Source organism: Alphaproteobacteria bacterium HT1-32 (assembly GCA_009649675.1).
In the GTDB taxonomy this organism is placed as follows: Bacteria; Pseudomonadota; Alphaproteobacteria; order Rhodospirillales; family HT1-32; genus HT1-32.
Genome location: WJPL01000001.1, coordinates 1,401,370 through 1,422,567 on the forward strand (window position 1 = coordinate 1,401,370; position 21,198 = coordinate 1,422,567).

22 protein-coding genes and 1 tRNA gene are annotated in these 21,198 nt (G+C 60.4%); 9 read left to right on the top strand and 14 right to left on the bottom strand.

Annotated elements, in window-relative coordinates; all coding sequences use genetic code 11:
- Nucleotides 1–6 precede the first annotated feature (6 nt).
- The gene (locus GH722_06595; protein ID MRG71427.1) at nucleotides 7–786 is read right to left on the bottom strand and encodes an ATP-binding cassette domain-containing protein; all 780 of its coding nucleotides are present in this window, start codon (nucleotides 784–786) and stop codon (nucleotides 7–9) included.
- Between the two features lie 53 nt (nucleotides 787–839).
- Between GH722_06595 and GH722_06600 the strand changes: the two genes are divergently transcribed.
- The gene (locus GH722_06600; protein ID MRG71428.1) at nucleotides 840–977 is read left to right on the top strand and encodes a hypothetical protein; all 138 of its coding nucleotides are present in this window, start codon (nucleotides 840–842) and stop codon (nucleotides 975–977) included.
- A 4-nt stretch (nucleotides 978–981) separates the two neighbouring features.
- Here GH722_06600 and GH722_06605 read toward each other — a convergent pair whose 3' ends face one another.
- Together GH722_06605 and GH722_06610 are read right to left on the bottom strand one after the other, a co-directional pair.
- Nucleotides 982–1,581 carry a uracil-DNA glycosylase family protein gene (locus tag GH722_06605; GenBank protein MRG71429.1) on the bottom strand — a complete coding sequence of 200 codons (600 nt, stop codon included), beginning with the start codon at nucleotides 1,579–1,581 and terminating at the stop codon, nucleotides 982–984.
- A complete protein-coding gene (locus GH722_06610) occupies nucleotides 1,575–2,288 on the bottom strand; it encodes an NAD-dependent protein deacylase (protein MRG71430.1) in 714 nt (237 codons plus the stop codon). Before GH722_06610 ends, GH722_06605 begins: the two co-directional genes overlap by 7 nt.
- A gap of 87 nt (nucleotides 2,289–2,375) precedes the next feature.
- On the opposite strand from GH722_06610, the gene GH722_06615 reads away from it, so the two are divergent.
- Together GH722_06615 and polA are read left to right on the top strand one after the other, a co-directional pair.
- Complete coding sequence (locus tag GH722_06615) at nucleotides 2,376–2,840, top strand: low molecular weight phosphotyrosine protein phosphatase (protein ID MRG71431.1); 465 nt, start codon at nucleotides 2,376–2,378, stop codon at nucleotides 2,838–2,840.
- 82 nt (nucleotides 2,841–2,922) lie between these two features.
- Nucleotides 2,923–5,688 (top strand): DNA polymerase I, encoded by a 2,766-nt coding sequence (gene polA / locus GH722_06620; protein MRG71432.1) that lies wholly within the window; start codon nucleotides 2,923–2,925, stop codon nucleotides 5,686–5,688.
- A gap of 197 nt (nucleotides 5,689–5,885) precedes the next feature.
- Here polA and rlmH read toward each other — a convergent pair whose 3' ends face one another.
- From rlmH to GH722_06645, 5 genes are all read right to left on the bottom strand, one after another.
- Entirely contained in the window at nucleotides 5,886–6,344 is a 459-nt protein-coding gene (rlmH, locus tag GH722_06625) for a 23S rRNA (pseudouridine(1915)-N(3))-methyltransferase RlmH (GenBank protein ID MRG71433.1), read from the bottom strand.
- A gap of 32 nt (nucleotides 6,345–6,376) precedes the next feature.
- The gene (gene rsfS, locus GH722_06630; GenBank protein ID MRG71434.1) at nucleotides 6,377–6,718 is read right to left on the bottom strand and encodes a ribosome silencing factor; all 342 of its coding nucleotides are present in this window, start codon (nucleotides 6,716–6,718) and stop codon (nucleotides 6,377–6,379) included.
- 81 nt (nucleotides 6,719–6,799) lie between these two features.
- A complete protein-coding gene (locus tag GH722_06635; GenBank protein MRG71435.1) occupies nucleotides 6,800–7,402 on the bottom strand; it encodes a nicotinate-nucleotide adenylyltransferase in 603 nt (200 codons plus the stop codon).
- Nucleotides 7,403–7,504: 102 nt separating this feature from the next.
- Nucleotides 7,505–8,692, bottom strand: a complete 1,188-nt coding sequence (locus GH722_06640; GenBank protein ID MRG71436.1) for an MFS transporter — start codon at nucleotides 8,690–8,692, stop codon at nucleotides 7,505–7,507.
- A gap of 3 nt (nucleotides 8,693–8,695) precedes the next feature.
- On the bottom strand, nucleotides 8,696–9,013 hold the full coding sequence (locus GH722_06645) for a DUF1289 domain-containing protein (GenBank protein ID MRG71437.1): 318 nt from the start codon (nucleotides 9,011–9,013) through the stop codon (nucleotides 8,696–8,698).
- Between the two features lie 71 nt (nucleotides 9,014–9,084).
- Here GH722_06645 and GH722_06650 point away from each other — a divergent pair, with 71 nt between their 5' ends.
- The 3 genes from GH722_06650 to GH722_06660 are packed head-to-tail and all read left to right on the top strand — an operon-like array spanning nucleotide 9,085 to nucleotide 12,767.
- Entirely contained in the window at nucleotides 9,085–10,335 is a 1,251-nt protein-coding gene (locus tag GH722_06650) for a tetratricopeptide repeat protein (GenBank protein MRG71438.1), read from the top strand.
- Entirely contained in the window at nucleotides 10,332–11,843 is a 1,512-nt protein-coding gene (locus GH722_06655) for a tetratricopeptide repeat protein (protein ID MRG71439.1), read from the top strand. The genes GH722_06650 and GH722_06655 overlap by 4 nt, the downstream gene beginning before the upstream one ends.
- 3 nt (nucleotides 11,844–11,846) lie before the next feature.
- Entirely contained in the window at nucleotides 11,847–12,767 is a 921-nt protein-coding gene (locus tag GH722_06660) for an EamA family transporter (GenBank protein ID MRG71440.1), read from the top strand.
- A gap of 19 nt (nucleotides 12,768–12,786) precedes the next feature.
- Here the strand turns inward: GH722_06660 and GH722_06665 are convergent, their stop codons facing one another.
- On the bottom strand, nucleotides 12,787–13,953 hold the full coding sequence (locus GH722_06665; GenBank protein MRG71441.1) for a redoxin domain-containing protein: 1,167 nt from the start codon (nucleotides 13,951–13,953) through the stop codon (nucleotides 12,787–12,789).
- A 23-nt stretch (nucleotides 13,954–13,976) separates the two neighbouring features.
- Nucleotides 13,977–14,052, bottom strand: a tRNA-Thr gene (locus GH722_06670).
- A gap of 430 nt (nucleotides 14,053–14,482) precedes the next feature.
- Between GH722_06670 and GH722_06675 the strand changes: the two genes are divergently transcribed.
- Entirely contained in the window at nucleotides 14,483–15,166 is a 684-nt protein-coding gene (locus GH722_06675) for a J domain-containing protein (protein MRG71442.1), read from the top strand.
- On the opposite strand, the gene GH722_06680 is transcribed toward GH722_06675, so the two are convergent.
- Nucleotides 15,152–16,378 carry a cyclic nucleotide-binding domain-containing protein gene (locus tag GH722_06680; GenBank protein ID MRG71443.1) on the bottom strand — a complete coding sequence of 409 codons (1,227 nt, stop codon included), beginning with the start codon at nucleotides 16,376–16,378 and terminating at the stop codon, nucleotides 15,152–15,154. The genes GH722_06675 and GH722_06680 overlap by 15 nt on opposite strands.
- Nucleotides 16,379–16,474: 96 nt before the next feature.
- Here GH722_06680 and GH722_06685 point away from each other — a divergent pair, with 96 nt between their 5' ends.
- A complete protein-coding gene (locus GH722_06685) occupies nucleotides 16,475–17,224 on the top strand; it encodes a glucose 1-dehydrogenase (GenBank protein ID MRG71444.1) in 750 nt (249 codons plus the stop codon).
- Between the two features lie 7 nt (nucleotides 17,225–17,231).
- Here GH722_06685 and tgt read toward each other — a convergent pair whose 3' ends face one another.
- Genes tgt through GH722_06700 form a run of 3 tightly spaced genes read right to left on the bottom strand, consistent with a single transcriptional unit; the run spans nucleotide 17,232 to nucleotide 19,949 of the window.
- On the bottom strand, nucleotides 17,232–18,359 hold the full coding sequence (tgt, locus tag GH722_06690; GenBank protein MRG71445.1) for a tRNA guanosine(34) transglycosylase Tgt: 1,128 nt from the start codon (nucleotides 18,357–18,359) through the stop codon (nucleotides 17,232–17,234).
- Nucleotides 18,356–19,393, bottom strand: coding sequence for a tRNA preQ1(34) S-adenosylmethionine ribosyltransferase-isomerase QueA (gene queA, locus GH722_06695; protein MRG71446.1), 1,038 nt, complete (start codon nucleotides 19,391–19,393; stop codon nucleotides 18,356–18,358). The genes tgt and queA overlap by 4 nt, the downstream gene beginning before the upstream one ends.
- Before the next feature lie 22 nt (nucleotides 19,394–19,415).
- The gene (locus GH722_06700; protein MRG71447.1) at nucleotides 19,416–19,949 is read right to left on the bottom strand and encodes a queuosine precursor transporter; all 534 of its coding nucleotides are present in this window, start codon (nucleotides 19,947–19,949) and stop codon (nucleotides 19,416–19,418) included.
- Here GH722_06700 and GH722_06705 point away from each other — a divergent pair.
- The gene (locus GH722_06705; protein ID MRG71448.1) at nucleotides 19,906–21,183 is read left to right on the top strand and encodes an EamA family transporter; all 1,278 of its coding nucleotides are present in this window, start codon (nucleotides 19,906–19,908) and stop codon (nucleotides 21,181–21,183) included. The two genes, GH722_06700 and GH722_06705, sit on opposite strands and share 44 nt — an antisense overlap.
- Nucleotides 21,184–21,198 lie beyond the last annotated feature (15 nt).

Consider the following 21,198-nt stretch of genomic DNA (forward strand, 5'->3'; position numbering starts at 1 on the left):
GGTTACCTAACCGGCCCGTCGTTGGGCAAGGCTGGGCAGCGGTTTCGAGCCGATGAAGGCCGCGACGTCTGCATTGCCGGACTGATCGAGGCCGGCGGTCGGACCGTCCCAGATCTTGGCACCCTGCTGCAACATCACCACCCGGTCGGCGATGCGGCGGACACCCGCCATATCGCTGTCGATGGAGATCACGGTCGCCCCGAGATCGCTGACAATCTGGCGGATCATGTCGTTGATGACATTGCTCATGATCGGGTCGAGACCGGCGGTTGGTTCGTCCAGAAACAGGATTTCCGGATCGTCTGCAATGGCGCGGGCCAGCCCGACACGTTTCTGCATCCCGCCGGACAATTCAGACGGCAGCAGGTCAGCCACATCGGCACCCAGACCAACCATGGCCAGTTTTTTTACGGCAAGTTCATGCGCTGCAACCCGGTCCAGCCGCTTTTCCTGCAGCGGCCGAAAGCAGATGTTCTCCCAGACCGGCAGGCTGTCGAACAGGGCCGAACGCTGAAACAGCATGCCGACACGCCGGATCGCCTGCTCATGTTCCGCGCCGGACATTTCCGCCATGTCATCGCCACCGATGCGAATAACGCCGCTATCCGGCTCAATCAGGCCAAGAATGCATTTCAGCAACAGGGTCTTGCCGGACCCGCTTTCGCCGATCAGCACCACGGATTCACCCCGGCTGACCGTCAGGTCAACATTCTGCAGCGCCGGAACACCATCAAAGGCGCGGCTGAGTCCGGTAATTTCGAGTTGAGGTGTAGCGGGACTGTTCATGACAAATCATAGCCTCTGTGGTCCTTCGAGAGGTCGCGAGGCTGCTCCTCAGGATGGGGCAGGATATTGCGGAGCCTCATCCTGAGGCGGGACAAAGTCGCGTCTCGAAGGATGCCCGCATATGTTCCGGTATTGCCGAATCTGTTCATGGCCGGATCATGACCTCCCGTCGCCGTTGCGACAACATCTGAGATATCAGCCAACAAGTTTAGCTACCCGTTCCCGCAACACAGGCAGAACCTCTGCTTCAAACCACGGGTTTTTCTTCAGCCAGATCCCGCTGCGCCAGCTTGGATGCGGGGTCGCCAGCAGGTCCGGGCCAAGATCACGCCAGTTGCGCAATGTCTCCGTCATGTTCTTCGACCGGCGGTCATGCAGATAATGATTCTGGGCATAACTGCCGACCAGCAGGGTCAGTTCGATCTGCGGTAACTGCGCCCGCAGCCGCTCATGCCATTTCGGCGCGCATTCCGGGCGGGGCGGGGCGTCGCCACCTTTGGGTAGCCTTCCGGGGTAGCAAAAACCCATCGGCATGATGGCAATCCGGGCGGGGTCATAAAACTCCTCCTTGCCGAGATTCATCCAGTCACGCAGGCGATCACCGGACGGGTCGTCCCAGGGCACGCCGCTTGCGTGTACCGCCGTGCCCGGCGCCTGACCGATAATCAGAATCTTTGCTGATTTATCAGCGACAACAACCGGCCGTGGGCCAAGTGGAAGATGGTCCTCGCAAATCCGGCAGGCCCGGATATCACGCAGCAGCGCAGACAGGGTTTCCGGGTCACCCGCTACCATTGTTCCGCCAGTATCTTGTCGACATAGGTTGGCACAAGCTGGGTAGCAGGGCCATACCCGGCTTCGGCAAACAGGGTCGCCGAGTCCGAGGGTTCCAGGCTGAGTTCAACCGTATGAGCACCTCCCGCGGCCTGCACCACCTGCACGAAACCGGCTGCCGGATAGACATGACCGGAGGTGCCGACGGAGATGAACAGCGAACAGGTATCCAGCGCCCGGTAAATCCGGTCCATCAGCAGTGGCTCCTCACCAAACCAGACAACCCGCGGGCGCAGACCGCCCACCTTGCCACATCCGGTGCAGGCGGTATGCGGGAAGAAGTCTGTCCGTATCTCCGCGATGGCCTGACAATGCCGGCAGACCGACTTCAGAAGTTCGCCATGCATATGGATCAGGTTTTTCGACCCGGCCCGTTCATGCAGGTCATCAATATTCTGGGTCACAATCAGAACCTCGTCCGGCCAGTCCGCTTCCAGCCGGGCAAGTGCCAGATGCGCCGCATTTGGTGCCACGGTCTCTGCCAGCAGCCCCCGGCGGCGCATATTATAGAAATCCAGCACCCGCGCCGGATTGGCGTCAAAGGCATCCGGGGTTGCGACATCTTCAATCCGCACCCGTGACCAGATGCCATCCGCATCCCGGAAGGTATCGAGACCGGATTCTTTCGATATCCCGGCCCCGGTCAGCACCACAATGTTGCGCGCCATATATTCAGATCTCCCCGCCCGTGCTCCGGCCTTGCCGCGCTACCCCGGTGCCATGATAATCTGCCGGCCAGAGGGAGAAAGCATTTGATTCAGGTTCTGTTTGTCTGCACCGGAAATATCTGTCGCTCACCGTCGGGAGAAGGCGTGCTGCGTCGCATGATCGATGACGCCGGTCTGAGTGACCGCATCTCCGTCGATTCATGTGGCCTTGAGGGCTGGCATATCGGCAAAGCCCCTGATGAACGATCACAGGCCCATGCCCTGAAACGGGGTTATGAACTCTCGGCCCTGCGTGCCCGCAAACTGTCCCCCGATGATTTCAGCCGGTTTGACTATATTATCGCCATGGATGCCGGCCATCTGCGGGATCTGGAGGGGATGAAACCGGCCACCTCCACAACCGACATCCGGATGATGATGGCTTATGCCGGAAAGCCGGAAAGGGATGTCCCCGACCCCTACTATGACGGCCCTGAAGCCTTTGAACTGGCGCTCGATCTGATCGAGGAAGGTTGCCGGGGTCTGCTGACGCAGTTGCAGGGCAGGCCATAGGTTCCGGATTTCCTGCCCGCCCGGGGCGTTATCCACAGACTTCGGGCTGTCTCTCGCGGAGGCAGGCTTTATACTTCCGCGCATGACAGAACGTGCGCTCGAACATCTCTATCTCGTTGATGGCTCCGGTTATATTTTCCGCGCCTATCATGCCCTGCCACCGATGAACCGCCCGGATGGTACACCCACCAATGCGGTCTATGGCTTCTGCAACATGCTGATGAAGCTGATGGAAGACACGGAGGCGGATCATATCGCGGTGATTTTCGATGCCGCGCGCAAGAATTTCCGCAATGACATCTATCCGGAGTACAAGGCCAACCGCGACGCCCCGCCGGAAGATCTGATTCCGCAGTTTGCCCTGATCCGTCAGGCCGTCGAGGCCTTCAACCTGAAACCCATCGAAATGGAAGGGTTTGAGGCTGACGACCTGATCGCGACCTATGCCAGACAGGCCCGGGAAAAAGGGGCCGAAGTTACCATCGTCTCCTCCGACAAGGATCTCATGCAGCTGGTGCGCGACGGCGTCGCCATGATGGACCCCATGAAGAACCGGAAAATCGGTCTTGATGAGGTCATGGAAAAATTCGGCGTCGCGCCGGACCGGGTGGTGGATGTGCAGTCGCTGGCGGGCGATTCCGTCGATAACGTACCGGGCGTGCCGGGGATCGGCGTAAAAACCGCCGCCCTGCTGATCAACGAATATGGTGACCTGGATACGCTGCTGGCGCGGGCCGGGGAAATCAAACAGAACAAGCGCCGGGAAAACCTGATCGAATTTGCGGAATCCGCCCGCATTTCACGGGAACTGGTCCGACTGCGCGACGATGTGGATGTTGATCGCGATCTTGATGCCTTCATCATCAACCAGCCAAACCCGGAAGTGCTGCTGCCTTTCCTGGAAGCACAGAATTTCCGCACGCTCTATACGAAATATGCAACCGCGCTGGGGGCAGAAGACACACTGACTGCAACGGCAGAAAATGTCGATTACGGCAGCTATGAACTGGTTCAGGACGAAGCTGCCCTGAAACGCTGGATCGCTGAAGCCTGCCGGCTTGGTGTGGTGGCTGTTGATACGGAAACCACCTCGCTCAACGCGCTGAAGGCAAAGCTGGTCGGTGTCTCGCTGTCCACCGAAGCCGGAAAGGCCTGTTATATCCCGCTCGGCCATGTTGGCGGCGGCAGTCAGGGCTCGCTTGATTTCGGCGACAGTGGCGACAGCAGCGGCAAGGATGTCCCGAAACAGATTCCCATGGCCCGCGCCATCGAGTTGCTGAAACCGATGCTGGAAAGCCCGGCTGTCCTGAAAATCGGCCAGAACATCAAATATGACATCGAGATTCTGGCCCGCCACGACATCATGATCAGCCCCTGCGACGACACGATGCTGCTGTCGCATGTGCTGGAGGGTGGTCTGCATGGTCACGGCATGGATGAACTGGCAGAACTGCATCTCGGCTATCACACCATCAAGTACAAGGATGTGGTCGGCAGCGGAAAATCGCAGATCGGGTTTGCGGAAGTCGCCCTCGACAAGGCGCTGGATTACGCTGCAGAAGACGCCGATGTGACCTATCGGCTGTGGCAGATACTGAAACCCCGGCTGCCGCTGGAAAAGCTGACAACCGTTTATGAAACCATCGAACGCCCGCTGATTCATGTGCTGACCGATATGGAACGGGAAGGCATTCTGGTCGATGTCGCGCAGCTGCGCGCCCTCAGCGAGGATTTTGCCGGCCGGATGGCGGAATTTGTGACCCAGATTCACGAGCTGGCCGGAGAGGAATTCAATGTCGGCTCTCCCAAGCAGCTGGGCGAAATCCTGTTCGACAAGATGTCGCTGCCCGGCGGAAAGCGGAACAAGAACGGTGCCTGGGCAACCGGCGCCGAGGTGCTGGACGATCTCGCCGCACAGGGGCACGAACTGCCGCAGCGGATTCTCGACTGGCGTCAGCTGTCAAAACTGAAAAGCACCTACACGGATGCACTGGTCAACGAAATCAACCCGGATACCGGGCGCATTCACACCAATTACGGCATGGCAGGGGCTTCGACCGGTCGTCTGAGCTCCAACGAGCCGAACCTGCAGAATATTCCGGTCCGGACAGAAGAAGGGCGGAAAATCCGCGAAGCCTTCATTCCAAAAGAAGGCTGCACCCTGATCAGCGTGGATTATTCACAGATCGAACTGCGTCTGCTGGCCCATGTCGCCGATATCGATGTGCTGAAACAGGCCTTTGCCGATGGTGAGGATATCCACGCCATTACGGCGTCGGGTGTCTTCGGCATCCCGGTCGAGGGTATGGACCCGATGATCCGCCGCAAGGCCAAGGCGATCAATTTCGGCATCATCTATGGTATTTCGGCCTTCGGTCTGGCCCGCCAGCTTGGCATCGAGCGGGGTGAGGCAAAACAATATATCGACGCCTATTTCGAACGCTATCCGGGCATCCGCGATTACATGGATCAGGCCAAGGCCATGGCGGCAGAAAAGGGCTATGTGCAGACCCTGTTCGGTCGCCGGATTCACACGCCCTCGATCCGTGACAAGAACCCGAACATGCGGGGCTTTGCCGAACGAGCCGCCATCAACGCACCGATTCAGGGCGGCGCCGCCGATATCATCAAGCGGGCCATGATCCGGGTGCATGCGGCCCTGAACGAAAGCAACCTGAAAACCCGCATGCTGCTGCAGGTCCATGATGAACTGATCTTTGAGGCACCGGAAGGTGAGGTCGAAGACGCCATCTCGCTGATCCGGACAAAAATGGAAACCGCCGCCACCCTCAGCGTACCCCTGATCGCGGATGCCGGCACCGGCCCAAACTGGGCCGAAGCCCACTAGGCCGGGCAGGGGAGCAGGGGACGCCTGTCGTCCCGGAGTCCTGTGTAAGCCCTGATTGTCTGAGTTTCTGGCCATCCTTCGAGACGGCGCAGAGCGCCTCCTCAGGATGAGGCTGCAAGCTGAACTTTCCTCATCCTGAGGAGCAGCGCAGCTGCGTCTCGAAGGATGGCCAGAAACGCCGCATTCCCCTGCAGAATTCAGTCCCGGTGGTAGGGATGGCCGGTCAGGATGGTCTGGGCGCGGTAGATCTGCTCGGCCAGCATTGCCCGGGCCAGCATATGCGGCCAGGTCAGCTTGCCGAAGGACAGGATCATGCCGGCACGGCGCAGCACCGTCGGGGAATGTCCGTCCGCGCCGCCAATCAGAAAACAGACAGCCGGAACCGCCTCGTCCCGCCAGGTTGACAGAACCGTTGCCAGAGCCCGGCTGGTGGTTGTCTTGCCATGTTCGTCGAGGGCGACAATCCGGCTGCCGGGCGGGGTTTGTGCCAGCAGCATTTCACCCTCGGCCTCGATCCGTTTGGGATCGGGAAGGTTGCGTTTGACCTCGACCTCACGCAGGTCGACATCCCATGTGACCCGCTGGAGATAGCTGTCAAAAAGCTCCCTCTCCGGTCCGGGCCTGGAACGGCCGACCGCTGCAATGACGATCTTCATCTCACCTCCGCCGCGGTAAACCGCGCCGCTGCTCAGGCGTGAGCAGCCTGTGTGCGGGTTGTTGCCGCGACCGGCGCCCACAGTTTTTCGAGTTCATAGAACTCGCGCACTTCCGGACGGAACAGATGGACGATCACGTCCCCGGCATCGATCAGCACCCAGTCACCCGTGGCTTTGCCCTCGGCGCGAACCATGCCGAGTTTCTCTTCCTTCAGCTTCCGGATGATGTGATCGGCCAGTGCACCGACATGTCGCGAAGACCTGCCACTGGCAACGACCATGTAATCGGCGACGTCGGAACGTCCTTTAAGGTCGATGACGGAAACGTCTTCAGCCTTGTTGTCATCAAGGGAGGTATTGACCAGCCCGAGGATGTCGCCTGCTGAGAGCAGGGCTTTTTTCAGTGTTGCTATGAGGTTGTCCTTTCCTGCCAACACCGTTTCACATGCCGCCCGTCACGAAGGGCCGGCGGCGGCTCTGATTTGCGTTGCCGAGGCTGAATGCAGCCGACCATGGATAAAAACCCAGGCCGGCGGGGGCGCATCGGCCAGTTGTCCCGCAGCTTCTGCAGGCAACCGGTTACCCGCGAATCGTCCAGCCATTCTGCCCGACAAGGCATGTCCAACATATGACGGACGCGCAATCACCGCAACTGGCACGCGTTTCATGATTCTGGTCCAGCCGCTCCAGCGCGGAAACTGGACCATATTATCGGCACCCATCAGCCAGACAAAACGCAGCCGCGGATAAACTGTCTGCAACCGTGCAATGCTGTCGACCGTATAGACGGTGCCGAGTCGTCGCTCCAGATCTGTCACGACGACGCGCGGGTGATCGGCCATCGCACGGGCATTTGCAAGCCGCGTATCAATATCCGCCATGCCTTTTGATGGTTTCAGCGGGTTTTGCGGGGCAACCAGCCACCAGACAGCATCCAGCCTCAGCCGCTTGAGGGCGATCAGGCTGATATGCAGATGGCCTTCATGGGCCGGATTGAAGGAGCCGCCAAGCAAACCGATACGCTGTGACTGACGGGACCCGAAAGCGGGCAGGATCATGATGACGGGATGAATTGTTTCAATCGGATTGCCGCAGCATTACGGCGGAGCGCCACAAGTGCAAGCGGTCTGGGGAATGCCAGCCGGGCACCCGGTCCATGATCATACCGTTCCCCGTTCGATGGGTCGCAGGATGGCCGCCAGCAAAATGGCCGCCAGGGCCGCCGCCAGCATCAGCCAGATCGACGCATTCCAGCCGCCATAGGCCGTCGCCACAGCGGCCGCCATGGGCGGGCCGATGACATGACCGAGATTGGAGCCCTGTACCAGCAGGCCGTTGATGACCCCGAGCTGCGAGGGTTCAGCCACCACACGGGGGGCCATGGCGAACAGCGAGGCGGGGATAAGTCCGCCAATGCCGCCGAACAGGACAACCAGTGCAAACCGCAATTGCGGTGCCAGATCCGCATTGAAGATGCCAACAGCAGAGCCTGCCATGACAAGAGAGGCAAACATGATCAGCCCCCAGCGCGGCATCCCGCCATGCATCAGTCGCCCGGCCACCAGATTGACCGCCGCATTAACCGCAATCGGGACCGCTGTCAGCAGGGCGGCGGCCTGTCCGGTTTGTCCGAAACCGTCTTCCAGCACACTGGGCAGCCAGCCCATCACACTCATCCACTGAATGTTATAAACGCAGAAGATCACCGGCAGCAGCCAGGAGCGGGGTCGCCAGAAGGCACTGATAACCAGTGTCCAGTCCGGTCGAGCCCGTGCCCCGGATGGATCGGCGGGCATCCGCCAGAGCACCAGCAGACCCCAGAGCAGCGTCACCCCGGCCAAGACGCCCCACAGCCCCCGCCAGCCAATCAGACCGGCCAGCGTCGGGGCCGCGACCAGCGCAATCACCATGCCGCCCGGCATGTAACAGCCCCAGAACCCCATCACCCGGCCCTGATCAGCCGGCGCAATGACCCGTTGCAGCAAGGGCGGAGCGGAAACGATGATCGCCAGAAATCCGAGACTTTCCACCAGACGGCTGAACAGCAGGAAACTGCCGCTGTCCGCCGTCATACCCAGCCCGCTACCCAGCGCGATCAGCAGATATCCCGACAGATGAACCCGTTTGGCCCCGAGCACCCCCGCCAGCACCCCGACAAATGCCGCGATTGTCATGCCGACAGCACTGATCAGGGAGATCGCCCAGCCGGCGGTGACTTTATCAAGGCCAAGATCAGCCTGAATTTCGAGAATGACCGGCGGGGCTTTGCCGATCTGCAGCGCGCTGACAATTCCGGCACCAATGCACAGCCAGACCAGACCCCAGTTAGTGACCCGTCCCGCCATCATTCTTTATCCGGCAGTCCGGCGCTGCTGTCGCCGTCGCGGGCGGGAATCAGCCGGGCTGGTAAGACCGGCGGCCCGGCGACGGGCCTTCAGCTCTTCCAGAACTTCAAGCCGGCGCGCATCATCATCACTCGGCCAGGCCTGAATTTCCTCTGCCGTACGGAAACAGCCGGCGCACTGGCCGGATCTCGGGTCCAGAATACACACCCCGATACAGGGAGAGATAACAGTCGCGCGTTTCGCCACATCAGCCTCATCGGATAGAATAAAGTGAAACTGATGCAGCCGGGGGCCTGAAACAAGCCAGAACCGGCATGCCTTCATCCCGGACCGGCTTGCCGGGTGGCCGTCAGGTGATATCGTCGGACATCTGTTCCTTCTTTTCCGACTGACCAATGCCCTTTAGCCCCCGCCATAAACCCAGCCGTCCGACAAATTCCGGGACAGCCTCCGTCGCCGCCCTGCTGGTCGGCGAGGCACGCGCGGCTGCGGCACGCGGCAGTTTTGAAGAGGCGCTCCGGCTGTGCGATCAGGCTCTGGCCGACAGCCCCGACGACCTGCCCGCCCTCACCATAACGGCAGAGCTTTGTCTGATGCGCGGACTGAAGGAGAAAGCGCTGCCCCTGCTGGCCAGGGCAACCCGGCTGCAGCCGGACCATGGCGGGTTGCAGTATATGTATGGTGTTGCCCTGTTCCAGATGGACAGAACACAGACCGCTGTCCGGGCGCTGGAGCGGGCGACCAGCCTGCAACCGGGAAACGGACAGGCCTGGTCGGCACTGGGCGCATCGCATCAGAAGCTGGGACATCTTCAGGCCGCTCTCAACGCCTATGAACAGGCGACTGCACTGGAACCGGGCGATGCCGATATCTGGGTCAATCGTTCGGCGGCCGCGCTTCGCCTGAAAGACTGGTCCGGCGCAGAACAGGCAACCGCCCGCGCCCTCGACATCAACCCCGGACACCGCCGCGCCCTGACCTATCAGGCCATTGCCCTGACCGAACTGGGCCGACGCAGCGACGCCGCAGAGATTCTGGATTTCGACAGCCTGATGCGCCGGGTCGATCTGGCCGGGCAGATGCCGGCAGAGGAGCTGGATAACCTGAACAAGGCGCTGGTTGCCCATATCGAAGCCCGCCCAGACCTGACCTATGAGCCGATCCTGAAAGCCACAAAAGGCGGGTCACAAACCCAGAACCTTCTGGCAGGCCCCGCAGGACCGGTTGCCCGGCTTGAGGCGGAAGTCAGACGCGCCGTTGAAACCTATATCGCAGACGCAGACCCGGCCCGGCATCCCTATCTTGCCTTCGCACCCCGGAAATGGCGGCTGATCATGTGGGGAACGCTGCTCCGCCGTCAGGGCCGTCAGGCACCTCATATCCATCCCGGTGCCTGGCTGAGCGGGGTCTATTACGCCGCCCTGCCGCCGGAAATGACGACCGCAGACTCTGATGCAGGCTGGATCGAGTTCGGCCGGCCGGGGGATGAGTTTCCCTGCGAGCAGGAGCCTGTCACCCGGATGATCGAACCCCGCGAAGGCAGTCTGCTGCTGTTTCCGTCCTACATGTTTCACCGGACGATACCGTTCGACAGCGACCATCCCCGGGTGTCCATCGCCTTTGATATCGAACCGGTGAACCAATGAATCCCCGCGCCGCCCGTGCCTTTCAGGCTGCGCAGGCCGCACAGAATGCCGGGCAGCCGGCAGAAGCTCTGGCGCAATGTCGCAAGGCTCTGAAGACAGCACCGAACCATCCGGACATTCTGGTACTGGGCGGGGCGGCGGCTGCCATGGCCGGGCAGCCCGCCGAAGCGATGAAGTGGCTCAGGAAAGCCGCCACCGCCGCGCCACAGGCACCCCAGCCGCTCTATAACCTTGCCATGCTGCATCAGGGGCAGGGCGATCTGGCAAAGGCGACGGACTGCATTGACCGTGCTCTCCGCCTCGCACCCGATGAGCCGAGGCTGCATTACGTTCAGGGTGTCTTCAGACAGCAGGCCCGACAGTACACTGACGCCTGTCAGAGTTACCGGGAAGCCGTCCGCCTGCAGCCCGCCAATGCGGATGCCTGGTTCAATCTGGGAACCGCCGAGGATGCGCTGGAGAGACCGGCCGCCGCCCGCGCCGCCTACGAGCAAACACTCACCCTGCAACCCGGCAATTTCGGTGCCCGTTTCAATCTGGCCAATACCCTGCTGAAATCCGGCGAGGCCGAAGCGGCAATCACGGAATATGAGGCCGTGCTGGAACATAATCCGGATTTTGCCGATGCCCGCGTCAATCTCGGCAATGCCTTGCAGGAACTGGATCGTTTCGAAGACGCAATAAAACAGTATCAGGCCGCTCTGGCAGGCAATCCGGACAGCCGGGAAGCCCGCTATAACCTGGCCAAAGCCTGTCAGGCTGATGGCCGGACAACTGAATGCCTGACTGCCTGCAATGAAATGCTGAAACGCCGGTCAGATGATGCCGGGGCCCTGGCCTTCCGGGCCGTCGCCCTGAACGATGCGGGGAGGGAGAGCGAGGCGGCAGAACTGGTCGACATGGATCGCTTCATTCTGCCTGTGGATATCGATTTGCCGGAAGGTTACAGCGATATCGACGCCTTCAACGCCGCGCTGGAAGCACATATCCTGTCGCATCCGACCCTGCAGGAAGATCCGGCCAACCATGCGACCCGCAATGGCCAGCATACCGGCGAGTTGCTGAGTGACCCGAAAGGCCCCTTCGCCGCGTTTGAGCAGGCCGTCAACACCGCCGTTCGTCATTATATTGACCGGCAGGGCAGGGACGGCGCACATCCCTTCCTGTCTGATCCGCCGACGGACTGGCGGCTGACGGTCTGGGCCGTGGTCATGCGGGCCATGGGGCATCAGATTCCGCATATCCACCCCGTCGCCTGGCTGAGCGGGGTCTATTACGCGAAGCTTCCGTCAATTGTCGCCGCCGGGTCAGACGCAAAAGAGGGCTGGCTGGAATTTGGTGAGCCACAGCCTGACCTTCGGCCGCAGCGGCCCAGCCCGTTGCGGACGGTCCAGCCTAAAACAGGCCGACTGTTTCTGTTTCCCTCCTATTTCTACCATCGCACCGTCCCGTTCACGTCCGACGAGACCCGGATTTCCATCGCCTTCGACATTCTCCGATCGGACTGACCCATGATCGCCCGCTTCTACGACCATATTTTCAGCGGTGTCTCCGCCCCTGTCCGGGGCATCATCCTGATGACCATGGCAACAGCTGTCGTCTCGGTCATGCATGTCATGATCCGGGAACTCAGCCGCGAGGTTCACGCCTTCGAGATCGCCTTCTTCCGTAATCTCGTCACCCTGGCCTTCATGGCACCGATGATCCTGAGCTCGGGCCCCGCCACCTGGCGCACGAGTCACCCCTGGCTGCATACATTGCGCGGCATCATCGGCGCCTTTGCCATCCTGACATGGTTCAATTCGCTGTCGATGGTTCCCGTAGCGACGGCAACCGCGCTGAGCTTTGCCGCTCCGGTATTCATCACCATCGCCGCCGCCCTTATCCTGAAGGAATCTGTCGGCCCGAGACGCTGGGCGGCGGTTTTTTTCGGTTTTGTCGGGGCCATGATCATCCTGCGGCCGGGACTGCTGGAGATTGATGTCGGTGCCCTGCTGGTGCTGGCATCGACCGTGTTCTGGGCAGCCTCCCTGACCATCGTCAAGCTGGTTTCTAAGGACGACTCCAGCGTCACCATCGTGTTTTATGCCGCGCTGTTTTCCACCCCGATATCGCTAATCGCCGCCTGGCCGGTCTGGGTCTGGCCGGATGCCTCGCAATATGTCCGCCTCGTCGCCATCGGCTGTCTGGCAACTGTTGCCCATCTCTGCCTGACACAGGCCTTCCGGGAAGCCGATGCCAGCGTGGTCATGCCGATTGATTTCTGCCGCCTGATCGTCACCACCATTCTCGGCTGGATCATCTTCACGGAGATGCCGGATATCTGGACTTTCGTCGGTGCCGTGGTGATCTTCGGATCGACCGCCTTCATTACCTACCGGGAATCCCGCCTGAAAAAGGTCAAGGACGACGGCACGGCCCGACCAATCTGATAAATATCAGCCGGTCTGCTCATGGCTGTTCAGGATCGCACAGAAAGGTGGTCAGCACGAAACGCTCGCCACTGACTGGCGGCAGGGCCTGATGTAACAGGCCACAACCGAAGACTGCCGCCATGCCCGCCGGAAAGCGATATCCCCGCAGGCTGTATTCGGGAAACTGCAACTCCCCGCCGTCATAATCATCATTCAGATTGATCGATATAGCGATCCGGCGGTGCGCCATGCGGGCGGCATCATTGTCCCGGTGCGGGCCAAAGAAATCCTGCCGGTCAGCGTGATAACCGAGAATCACAAACACTTCGAAATCCAGCGCCTCGCGCAGGCCAAACGCCCGCTCCAGTTCCGGCCGGATACGTCGCGTGACAAGATCCATCAGCCGGGCGTTCATGCGGGGATCACGGACCACATGGTCGCGGCTTGATTTCGCCTCCCGGTCGCGGTCATCACCATTCCCAAGGGAATAGCCGATTTCCTCGTTCTGCATCCGCCAGAGGCCGATCAGTTCATCGCGCAAGTCAGGATCAACGACACGGGGAATGAACAGCACCGGCGGTGGAACTTCAGGCTGCCCTGCCATCGCCTCCAGGGCCCGGGCGTCAGACAGACCGGCATCCGCCGCAAGAACCTCAATGATCCGCTGGTTGGGGTCGATCAGATAGCCAAGCGGCCCCTCTGTCCGCCCCGCCGCCGCAAGATATGACTGGCAGACCGCGCCCTCCGGGTCTGCCAGCACCGGAAACTGCACCCCAGCGTCACGGCATCTCCGGGCATTATCCGGAACCGTCGACGAGGTAATCAGCACAATATCCAGACCGGCCGCGTCCATCGCCCCCTGCTGCCGGGCCAGCGTCCCGAACAGGTCGCCTCCCTCCTCACGGCAAAACAGCACCAGAACCGGCCGCCCCCGTGCGCCACCGGACAGCGAGAAAGGCAGGCCCTGCTGATCTGTCAGCAGGAAGTCGTTCAGACGATCACCGGGACCGGGCGGGCAGGGTTGCAAATCAGGTTTCACCGAAGGGGCCAGAATACCGGACACAGTCTGGCCGGATATGGTTACGAATTCCCTGACGGATATGAGACGGGGATTCCGAGCAAACAGAAAGGAAACAGGTGACCGACGCTCTCGCCGTTTCTGTGAAACGGCTGACGCTGATTGTGGCTTTGGAGGGGAATTCATCGCTTCACGTTGTGAAGCGATCGTGGTGCCGCCTGGGTGACTCGAACACCCGACCCCCGCATTACGAATGCGATGCTCTACCAACTGAGCTAAGGCGGCTTCCGGCGATTTGGCGGGACATTATGCGCGTTCAGATTCTTTTTCAAGCAGAGAGCGACCTGTTGTTTTCATTTCTGAATGACAACTGTTTTCACAGGCCTGATTGCTCCGGCAGTCTCAACACCACTGACAAACCATGACAAAGCTGGGCGGGGGACCAGAATCGAAGTTTTGTACTACAATGAAAGTTACAGCAACCCGGGCAAACCCGGCAATCGGGGAAGAACCGGGACTAAATCCGGAAATTCATCGCCAGCGCAGCCCCGAACAGGCCCTGATATTACCCTCCTGTGGATATTATTTTTCATAAATATCAATCGGTTAGACTCTATTTTTAAAAGTTATCCAGAAATCAGTGAAGTTGTCCATTGTGGAAAATACTTATGTAGTTTCCGGTCGCTTACAGGGCTGGTAATCTGCTGTTTCACTCCTGAACGAGGATAAAACCCTGTCAAAAATTGCCTGCACAGTCCCCTGCAGCTCCGCCTTCCGGGATCAGGTCGAGGCGCTGGCTGAAAAGCAGGGGGTGAACACCGCTGACCTCGCCCGGTCCATCCTTCTGACGATCCCGAAAGCGGATATTGATCGCAGCCCTGATCCGGGCGAACCGGCAGATGACGATCGTGAAACAATTATCCTGAAATCCGGCAAGACCAGCGGTCGCGAACTGCGGCGCAAGCCCCGGCTGCAACTGCGAATGCCGGAAGCGATCAAACCGGAGCATCTGCGCAAAGCCCTTAATCTGGCGCTGTTACTTGCCTGTAATGATGTCGAAATGACCCTTTCGCTTCCCGGCGATCCACCCCCGCCACCGCCCGGCCCCACTGCCACGGAGACTGAGCTGAAACGCCTTTGCGCGCAACAGCGTGAACAGATCGACCGGTTGCAGAGCATTGCCGGGATGCTGGTCAATGACGCACCGCCGAGCGGGGTTCAGTCAGCCCGAGATGCCCTGCATATTCTGGGCTTTGTTCCCGGTGCGTCCCCGGCAAAGGCTGAGATAAGGGCGCGTTTCCGGATGCTGGCAACCGTCCATCACCCGGACAGCGAATTTGGCAGCCATGAACGCATGAGCCTGCTTAATCAGGCTGCGGAACATTTACTGAAACGGTAGCGCGTCCTCATTCGCATAGGCGGAAGACAGATTTTCGGAGCCAACCCAGGTGCGGGTGCTGACCACCAGCCGTTCACAGAGAATACGCGACAGGTTCAGCAGTACTTTCGAGGCAAGTTCCGGTGATCCCAGCATCATTTTCTTGAGCCAGCCCTGTGTCACCACAAGGATTTCCGTATCATCCAGCGCCACCACATCGGCAGAACGGGTGGTGTTGGAGATAAAGGCGATTTCACCAAACACCTGGCCCGGCTCAAAGACCGCAATCGGCCGGCCGCTCTGTGCAGCCCGTACCTCGACCAGTCCGGACAGAATCACAAACAGCTCGTTACCCACCTCACCGGCACGGATGATCGTGTCATGCGCCCGGGCGGACAGAACGGTTCCGCTGCGCAGAACCTTCTTGGTCTCATCATCAGACAGCCCGTCAAGGAAGGGGATGTCCTGCCGGGGAACCGGCAGCAGCTTGTTGGCGAGAAATTCCCAGAAGCTTTCTTCATCCAGCAGCCATTCGCTGATGGTCGCCGACATCGGGAATTCCGACCGCAACCAGGCACCAACCGTCTCGGAATGCCAGAGGTTGGGGCGTTCCCGAAGCTTGCGCCAGAATGGTGAGCGAATAGCGCGCAGATGGTCCGCATCCCGCAGCAACAGCACCAGCGGCACCCGGTAGCCAACATCCGGGTCAGTAAAGTTCGGGGCGTAACGGCGATAGCCCAGATGCTCGTAAAGTTCCACCAGCGCCGGGGAACAATGGCAGAAATCAAACAACACCCCCTGATCCAGCGCCACTTCATAGGCCTGCGACAGCATCAGATGCAGCGCCGCGGAACCACGCTGGCCGGCCGCCACCATCAGACGCGAGGTGAAGGAAATCCGGGCGCGGGGGGAAAATTCCAGAAACGGGCGGACATGATACAGATCTTCCAGCGCCTTTGGCATGGCGCTGTCGCCATCCCGGCTGCCGGTCATCAGAATACGCAGGCAGGCGGTCAGGCTGTCACCGGTCTCGACAAAATACTGGCGGGCCTCCTGATCATAGTCATCAACCAGCATGCGGTTGTCATGATCGGCGGCTGAAACACCGCTTTTGCCCAGTTCATCGACATAGATGTCATAGCGGAACCGGTACAGGCGTTCTTTCTGTTCGTCGGTTGTCGCTTCACTGACCCGGATGCGGCCCGTCTTGGGTTTTTGTTCTTTGCCGGTCAACCCGTATCTCCTGATATGCGATGACCCATCGCTTGCTTGCCTTCGTACGACAGATAATGTCTTGCCTATATATAACCAGCTTCGGGGAGGAGTCGAATGCGACTTGCAGGAAAACGAGCAATTGTGACGGGTGCCGGATCCGGGTTTGGCGAAGGCATCGCCCGCAGGTTTGTCGCGGAAGGTGCGAAAGTCGCCATCGCCGACATCAATGAGGCGGCAGGCAAGCGTGTCGCCGCGGAGCTTGGCGAGGCTGCCCTGTTCATCGCGACCGATGTCACCGACGATCGCTCCGTCAGGGCCATGACCGGTCAGGTCACAGAAGCCTGGGGCGGGATTGATATCCATGTCAATAACGCGGGCTGGACGACAAAACGCCAGTCGCTGCTGGATGTGACGGAAGCGGATTTCGAACGGATGTTCTCCGTGAACTGCAAATCCATTTTTCTCTGCACCCGCCATATCGTGCCGGTGATGCAGCAGGCTAGCGGCGGTGTCATCATCAATATCGCCTCGACGGCCGGCGTCCGGCCACGTCCCGGCCTGACCTGGTACAACGCCACCAAGGGAGCGGCGATCACCATGACCAAGTCAATGGCCGCTGAACTGGCGGGTGACCGCATCCGCGTCAACGCCATCAATCCGGTTATCGGCGCAACGGGCCTGCTGGAATCTTTCATGGGTCTGCCGGACACACCGGAAAACCGGGCCAGTTTCCTGGCCACCATCCCGCTGGGCCGCATGAGTGAACCACGCGACATCGCCAATGCCGCGCTCTATCTGGCCTCGGATGAGGCGGATTTCATTACCGGTGTCTGTATGGAGGTGGATGGCGGACGCTGTATCTGAGGCCGGGTCAGACCGGGTCGATATCGCCCTTGCCGTAAGTTGCCGCGAAATCATCCGCGAAGGCACTGAACCGTCCCTGTTCAATGGCTGTACGCATTGCTGCCATCAGGTCCTGATAGAACTGAATATTGTGCCAGCTTACCAGCATGGGGCCGAGCATCTCGCCTGCCTTGACCAGATGGTGCAGATAGGCCCGGCTGAACTTGCTGCAGGCCGGGCAGGCACAGTTTTCGCCCAGCGGACGCGGATCGTCCGCATGACGGGCATTGCGCAGATTAACCGTCCCCCGCCAGGTGAAAGCCTGACCGTTACGCCCGGACCGGGTCGGCAACACGCAATCAAACATGTCGATCCCCCGGGCCACGGCACCCACCAGATCATCCGGTTTACCGACACCCATGAGATAACGGGGCCGGTCGGTCTGCATCAGCGGCGTGGTCACATCGAGCGTCGAGAACATCAGCTCCTGACCTTCACCAACCGCCAGCCCGCCAACCGCATAGCCGTGAAAGCCGATATCCGTCAGCGCGGCGACGGACTCCGCTCGCAGATCAGCATGAATCCCGCCCTGAACAATGCCGAAAATGCCATAGCCGGGCCGCTCGACAAAGGCATCGCGACTGCGCCTTGCCCAGCGCATCGACAGGCGCATGGAGGTTGCGGCCTCTTTCTCGGTCGCCGGATAGGGGGTGCATTCGTCAAAGGACATGGTGATGTCCGCATCCAGCAGGCGCTGAATATCAATCGACCGCTCCGGGGTAAGTTCATGGGCAGAGCCATCGACATGCGACCGGAAGGTCACACCATTTTCGTCAATCTTGCGCAGCTTGGCGAGGCTCATCACCTGATAGCCGCCGGAATCCGTCAGAATTGGCCGGTCCCAGTTCATAAACTTGTGCAGTCCGCCAAGACGGTCGATCCGCTCTGCCCCCGGACGCAGCATCAGATGATAGGTATTGCCGAGAATGATCTCGGCCCCGGTTTCCCCGACCGACCAGGGGAACATCGCCTTGACGGTTGCCGCCGTACCGACCGGCATGAAGGCCGGGGTCTCGATACTGCCATGCGCTGTCTTCACCCGCCCGCGCCGGGCGGCACCATCCGTGGTAATCAGGTCATAGGAGAAGTCCGTCATGCGTCACCCCGTGCCAGCAGGCAGCAGTCACCATAGGAATAGAACCGGTATTTCTCAGCAATGGCATGGGCATAGGCCTGCTTCATCCGGTCGAGGCCGGAGAAAGCACTGATCAGCATGAACAAGGTGGATTTCGGCAGATGAAAATTGGTCAGCAGCAGGTCAACCGCCCGGAATTTGTAGCCGGGGGTAATGAAGATGTCGGTCTCACCGGAAAACGGATGAATGATGCCCTGTTCATCCGCCGCTGATTCCAGCAGCCGGAGCGATGTCGTGCCGATTGCGATCAGACGCCCGCCGTCCGCCCGCATCCGGTTCAGCCGGTCCGCCGTTTCCGGCGATATTTCACCCCATTCGCTGTGCATCCGGTGATCCGTCGTGTCATCCACCTTCACAGGCAGAAACGTACCGGCCCCGACATGCAGGGTGATGGTCTCGCGGGCGATGTTGCGGGCATCCACTTCCGCCAGCAGCCGGTCGGTAAAGTGCAGTCCCGCAGTCGGGGCCGCAACGGCGCCGTCACGGCGGGCAAAAATGGTCTGATAGTTCTCGCGATCAGTCGGATCGCCACCGCGTTCGCGATGAATATAAGGGGGCAGGGGCGGGGCACCATAACGTTCCAGCGCGGCAAACAGCGCGCCTTCACCCAGATTGAAATCCAGATGAATCTCGCCGCCCTCCCGCTTTTCGGCAATGGTTGCCGTGAAGTCATCGGCGAAACGGATTTCCTGGCCAACCTTCAGCCGCTTTCCCGGGCGGGCAAATGCATGCCATGCCGCAGGGCCAACCCGTTTATGCAGGGTAACCTCGACCCTGACCTCGCCCCGGTGGCCAAACAGGCGGGCCGGGATAACGCGGGTATCGTTGCTGACAAGCACATCACCGGAGCGCAGCAGTCCGGGCAGGTCAGAGACGGTGCGATCAGTCGTTCCGGCTGCGGAAAGGTCAAGCAGGCGCGCGGATTCCCGGGGGACTGCCGGGGTCTGCGCAATCAGCTCCTCGGGCAGCTCAAAGTCAAAGATATCGACCAGCATGACCCGATCCGCCGCTGACGCTTCAGGCGCGCAGCGCGCGTTCGACAGACAGCGTCGGCAAGTGCCGGCTCAGCAGACCAAACGGACCGAGCAGCAACAGAGCCATCGCCAGCTTGGCGGCAAAATCACCGACCGCCCATGTCATCCAGGGCAACCCGGATCCGGCAAAGGCGAGCGAGAAGAAAATCACCGTATCAAGAACGGAGGCCAGCAGGGTGGAGACCAGAGGGGCTTTCCACCACCGGCCCTGACGCAGCCGGTCGAAAACCGCGACATCCAGCAGCTGCGCAGCCAGAAAAGCGGTTCCGGAAGCCACCGCAATTCGCCAGTCCGCCAGCCACAGCGACAGGGCAACGCCGACGGCAAAACCGGTATAGACCACCAGCCGTGCCTTTTGCGCGCCGGCAACCCGGTTGGTCAGGTCCGTGACAAGAAAGGCAACGGGATAGGTGAACGCGCCCCAGGTAACCCAGTCATTGATCGGAAACTGGACAGCAAAGTTCGACAGTCCGATGACAAGGGCCATCGCGGCAATAGGAATAAGAATGACCGGCATGATGTGCGGTTCCTGTCTGCGGGCGCGGAAAAGCGACGGTATAGTGCGCTATTCATGCAAAGTCGAGACCTGCGGGCGCGGAAACCCGCGGTCAGACAACGATATCGATATAATAACCACGCGGAACGTCGGTCCGCAGCTGCTGACCGGATGCCAGCAGCGCATCCAGCCGTTCAACGGCGCGTTCGATCATCGGATCGCGCCGGAAGTTGGAAACCTTGACCCGGCGTTCGAGATTCACCGCACTGTCATAGTCTCGCGACTGCGGTGGTGCGCCGCCGACGCGGGTATCAATGCTGGTGGGTCCGATGGTCATTGGAAACTCGTAGCGCAAACAGGGTTAAAAATCTATAAACAGAGTCCCTCTCCGTGTGAAAACTCCATGACCCTGTCTCTTCCCCTCGGCGCCATTGCCCTCGTCCTGCTCTCGGCCTTCCTGCATGCCTGCTGGAATGCCCTGATTAAATCCTCCGGTGACCGCCTGGTCTTGCTGACCGCCGTGGTCGGTGTCTCCGGCATCATGGGGGTTGTCGCCCTGCCGTTCGTCGAGCCACCGGGCTGGGACGCCGCACCCTGGCTGGCCGGCTCCATCGCCACCCATATCGTCTATTATTTCTGCCTGCTGTCGGCCTATCGGGAAGGGGATCTGAGTCAGGTCTACCCGATTGCCCGGGGCAGTGCGCCGTTGTTCACCGCCGCCATTGCCTGGCTGTTGCTGGATGAGGGTCTGCGCACGCCGCAACTGGCCGGGGTCATCATGGTCTCCGTCGGGGTGCTGGTAATTGCCTATATCCGGATGGGGGGCATTGCCCATTTCCGGTCGGTCGGCTGGGCACTGGGGGTCGCGGTCTGCATCGCTGCCTATTCCTCGATTGATGCGGCCGGCATCCGGGCTTCAACCACCGGCCTCGGCTATATCGGCTGGCTGCTGGCTCTTGATTGCCTGCCGCTGGTGATCTTCACGATTCTGCGGCGACGGTCCCACCTGATCCCGGAACTGCGGCAACGCTGGCATGTCTGGATTGGCGGCGGCCTGATCGCCGGGGTCAGCTATGGTGCGGCGGTCTGGGTCTTTCAGTTCGGAGCAACTGCCGGTGTGGTCGCCCTGCGGGAAACCAGCGTCCTGTTTGCAGCCCTGATCGGGGTGTTTTTTCTCGGCGAAAGGTTTGGCCCCCGGCGTATTACCGCCGCCCTGTTTGTCGCGGCCGGGGTGATCGCAATTTCCATTTTCTAGATGTACAATTCCACA

Bases quoted from the DNA above. Each gene is read 5' to 3' on its own strand.
- GH722_06640 (MRG71436.1), bottom strand. From the start codon at position 8,692: ATGATGGCGGGACGGGTCACTAACTGGGGTCTGGTCTGGCTGTGCATT.
- queA (MRG71446.1), bottom strand. From the start codon at position 19,393: ATGCTGGTCGATATCTTTGACTTTGAGCTGCCCGAGGAGCTGATTGCG.
- GH722_06635 (MRG71435.1), bottom strand. From the start codon at position 7,402: ATGATCCTGCCCGCTTTCGGGTCCCGTCAGTCACAGCGTATCGGTTTG.
- GH722_06610 (MRG71430.1), bottom strand. From the start codon at position 2,288: ATGGCGCGCAACATTGTGGTGCTGACCGGGGCCGGGATATCGAAAGAA.
- GH722_06705 (MRG71448.1), top strand. From the start codon at position 19,906: ATGACAAGGGCCATCGCGGCAATAGGAATAAGAATGACCGGCATGATG.
- polA (MRG71432.1), top strand. From the start codon at position 2,923: ATGACAGAACGTGCGCTCGAACATCTCTATCTCGTTGATGGCTCCGGT.
- GH722_06660 (MRG71440.1), top strand. From the start codon at position 11,847: ATGATCGCCCGCTTCTACGACCATATTTTCAGCGGTGTCTCCGCCCCT.
- tgt (MRG71445.1), bottom strand. From the start codon at position 18,359: ATGACGGACTTCTCCTATGACCTGATTACCACGGATGGTGCCGCCCGG.
- GH722_06600 (MRG71428.1), top strand. From the start codon at position 840: ATGGGGCAGGATATTGCGGAGCCTCATCCTGAGGCGGGACAAAGTCGC.
- GH722_06665 (MRG71441.1), bottom strand. From the start codon at position 13,953: ATGAATTCCCCTCCAAAGCCACAATCAGCGTCAGCCGTTTCACAGAAA.
- rlmH (MRG71433.1), bottom strand. From the start codon at position 6,344: ATGAAGATCGTCATTGCAGCGGTCGGCCGTTCCAGGCCCGGACCGGAG.
- GH722_06605 (MRG71429.1), bottom strand. From the start codon at position 1,581: ATGGTAGCGGGTGACCCGGAAACCCTGTCTGCGCTGCTGCGTGATATC.
- GH722_06595 (MRG71427.1), bottom strand. From the start codon at position 786: ATGAACAGTCCCGCTACACCTCAACTCGAAATTACCGGACTCAGCCGC.
- GH722_06685 (MRG71444.1), top strand. From the start codon at position 16,475: ATGCGACTTGCAGGAAAACGAGCAATTGTGACGGGTGCCGGATCCGGG.
- GH722_06645 (MRG71437.1), bottom strand. From the start codon at position 9,013: ATGAAGGCATGCCGGTTCTGGCTTGTTTCAGGCCCCCGGCTGCATCAG.
- GH722_06650 (MRG71438.1), top strand. From the start codon at position 9,085: ATGCCCTTTAGCCCCCGCCATAAACCCAGCCGTCCGACAAATTCCGGG.
- GH722_06700 (MRG71447.1), bottom strand. From the start codon at position 19,949: ATGCCGGTCATTCTTATTCCTATTGCCGCGATGGCCCTTGTCATCGGA.
- GH722_06655 (MRG71439.1), top strand. From the start codon at position 10,332: ATGAATCCCCGCGCCGCCCGTGCCTTTCAGGCTGCGCAGGCCGCACAG.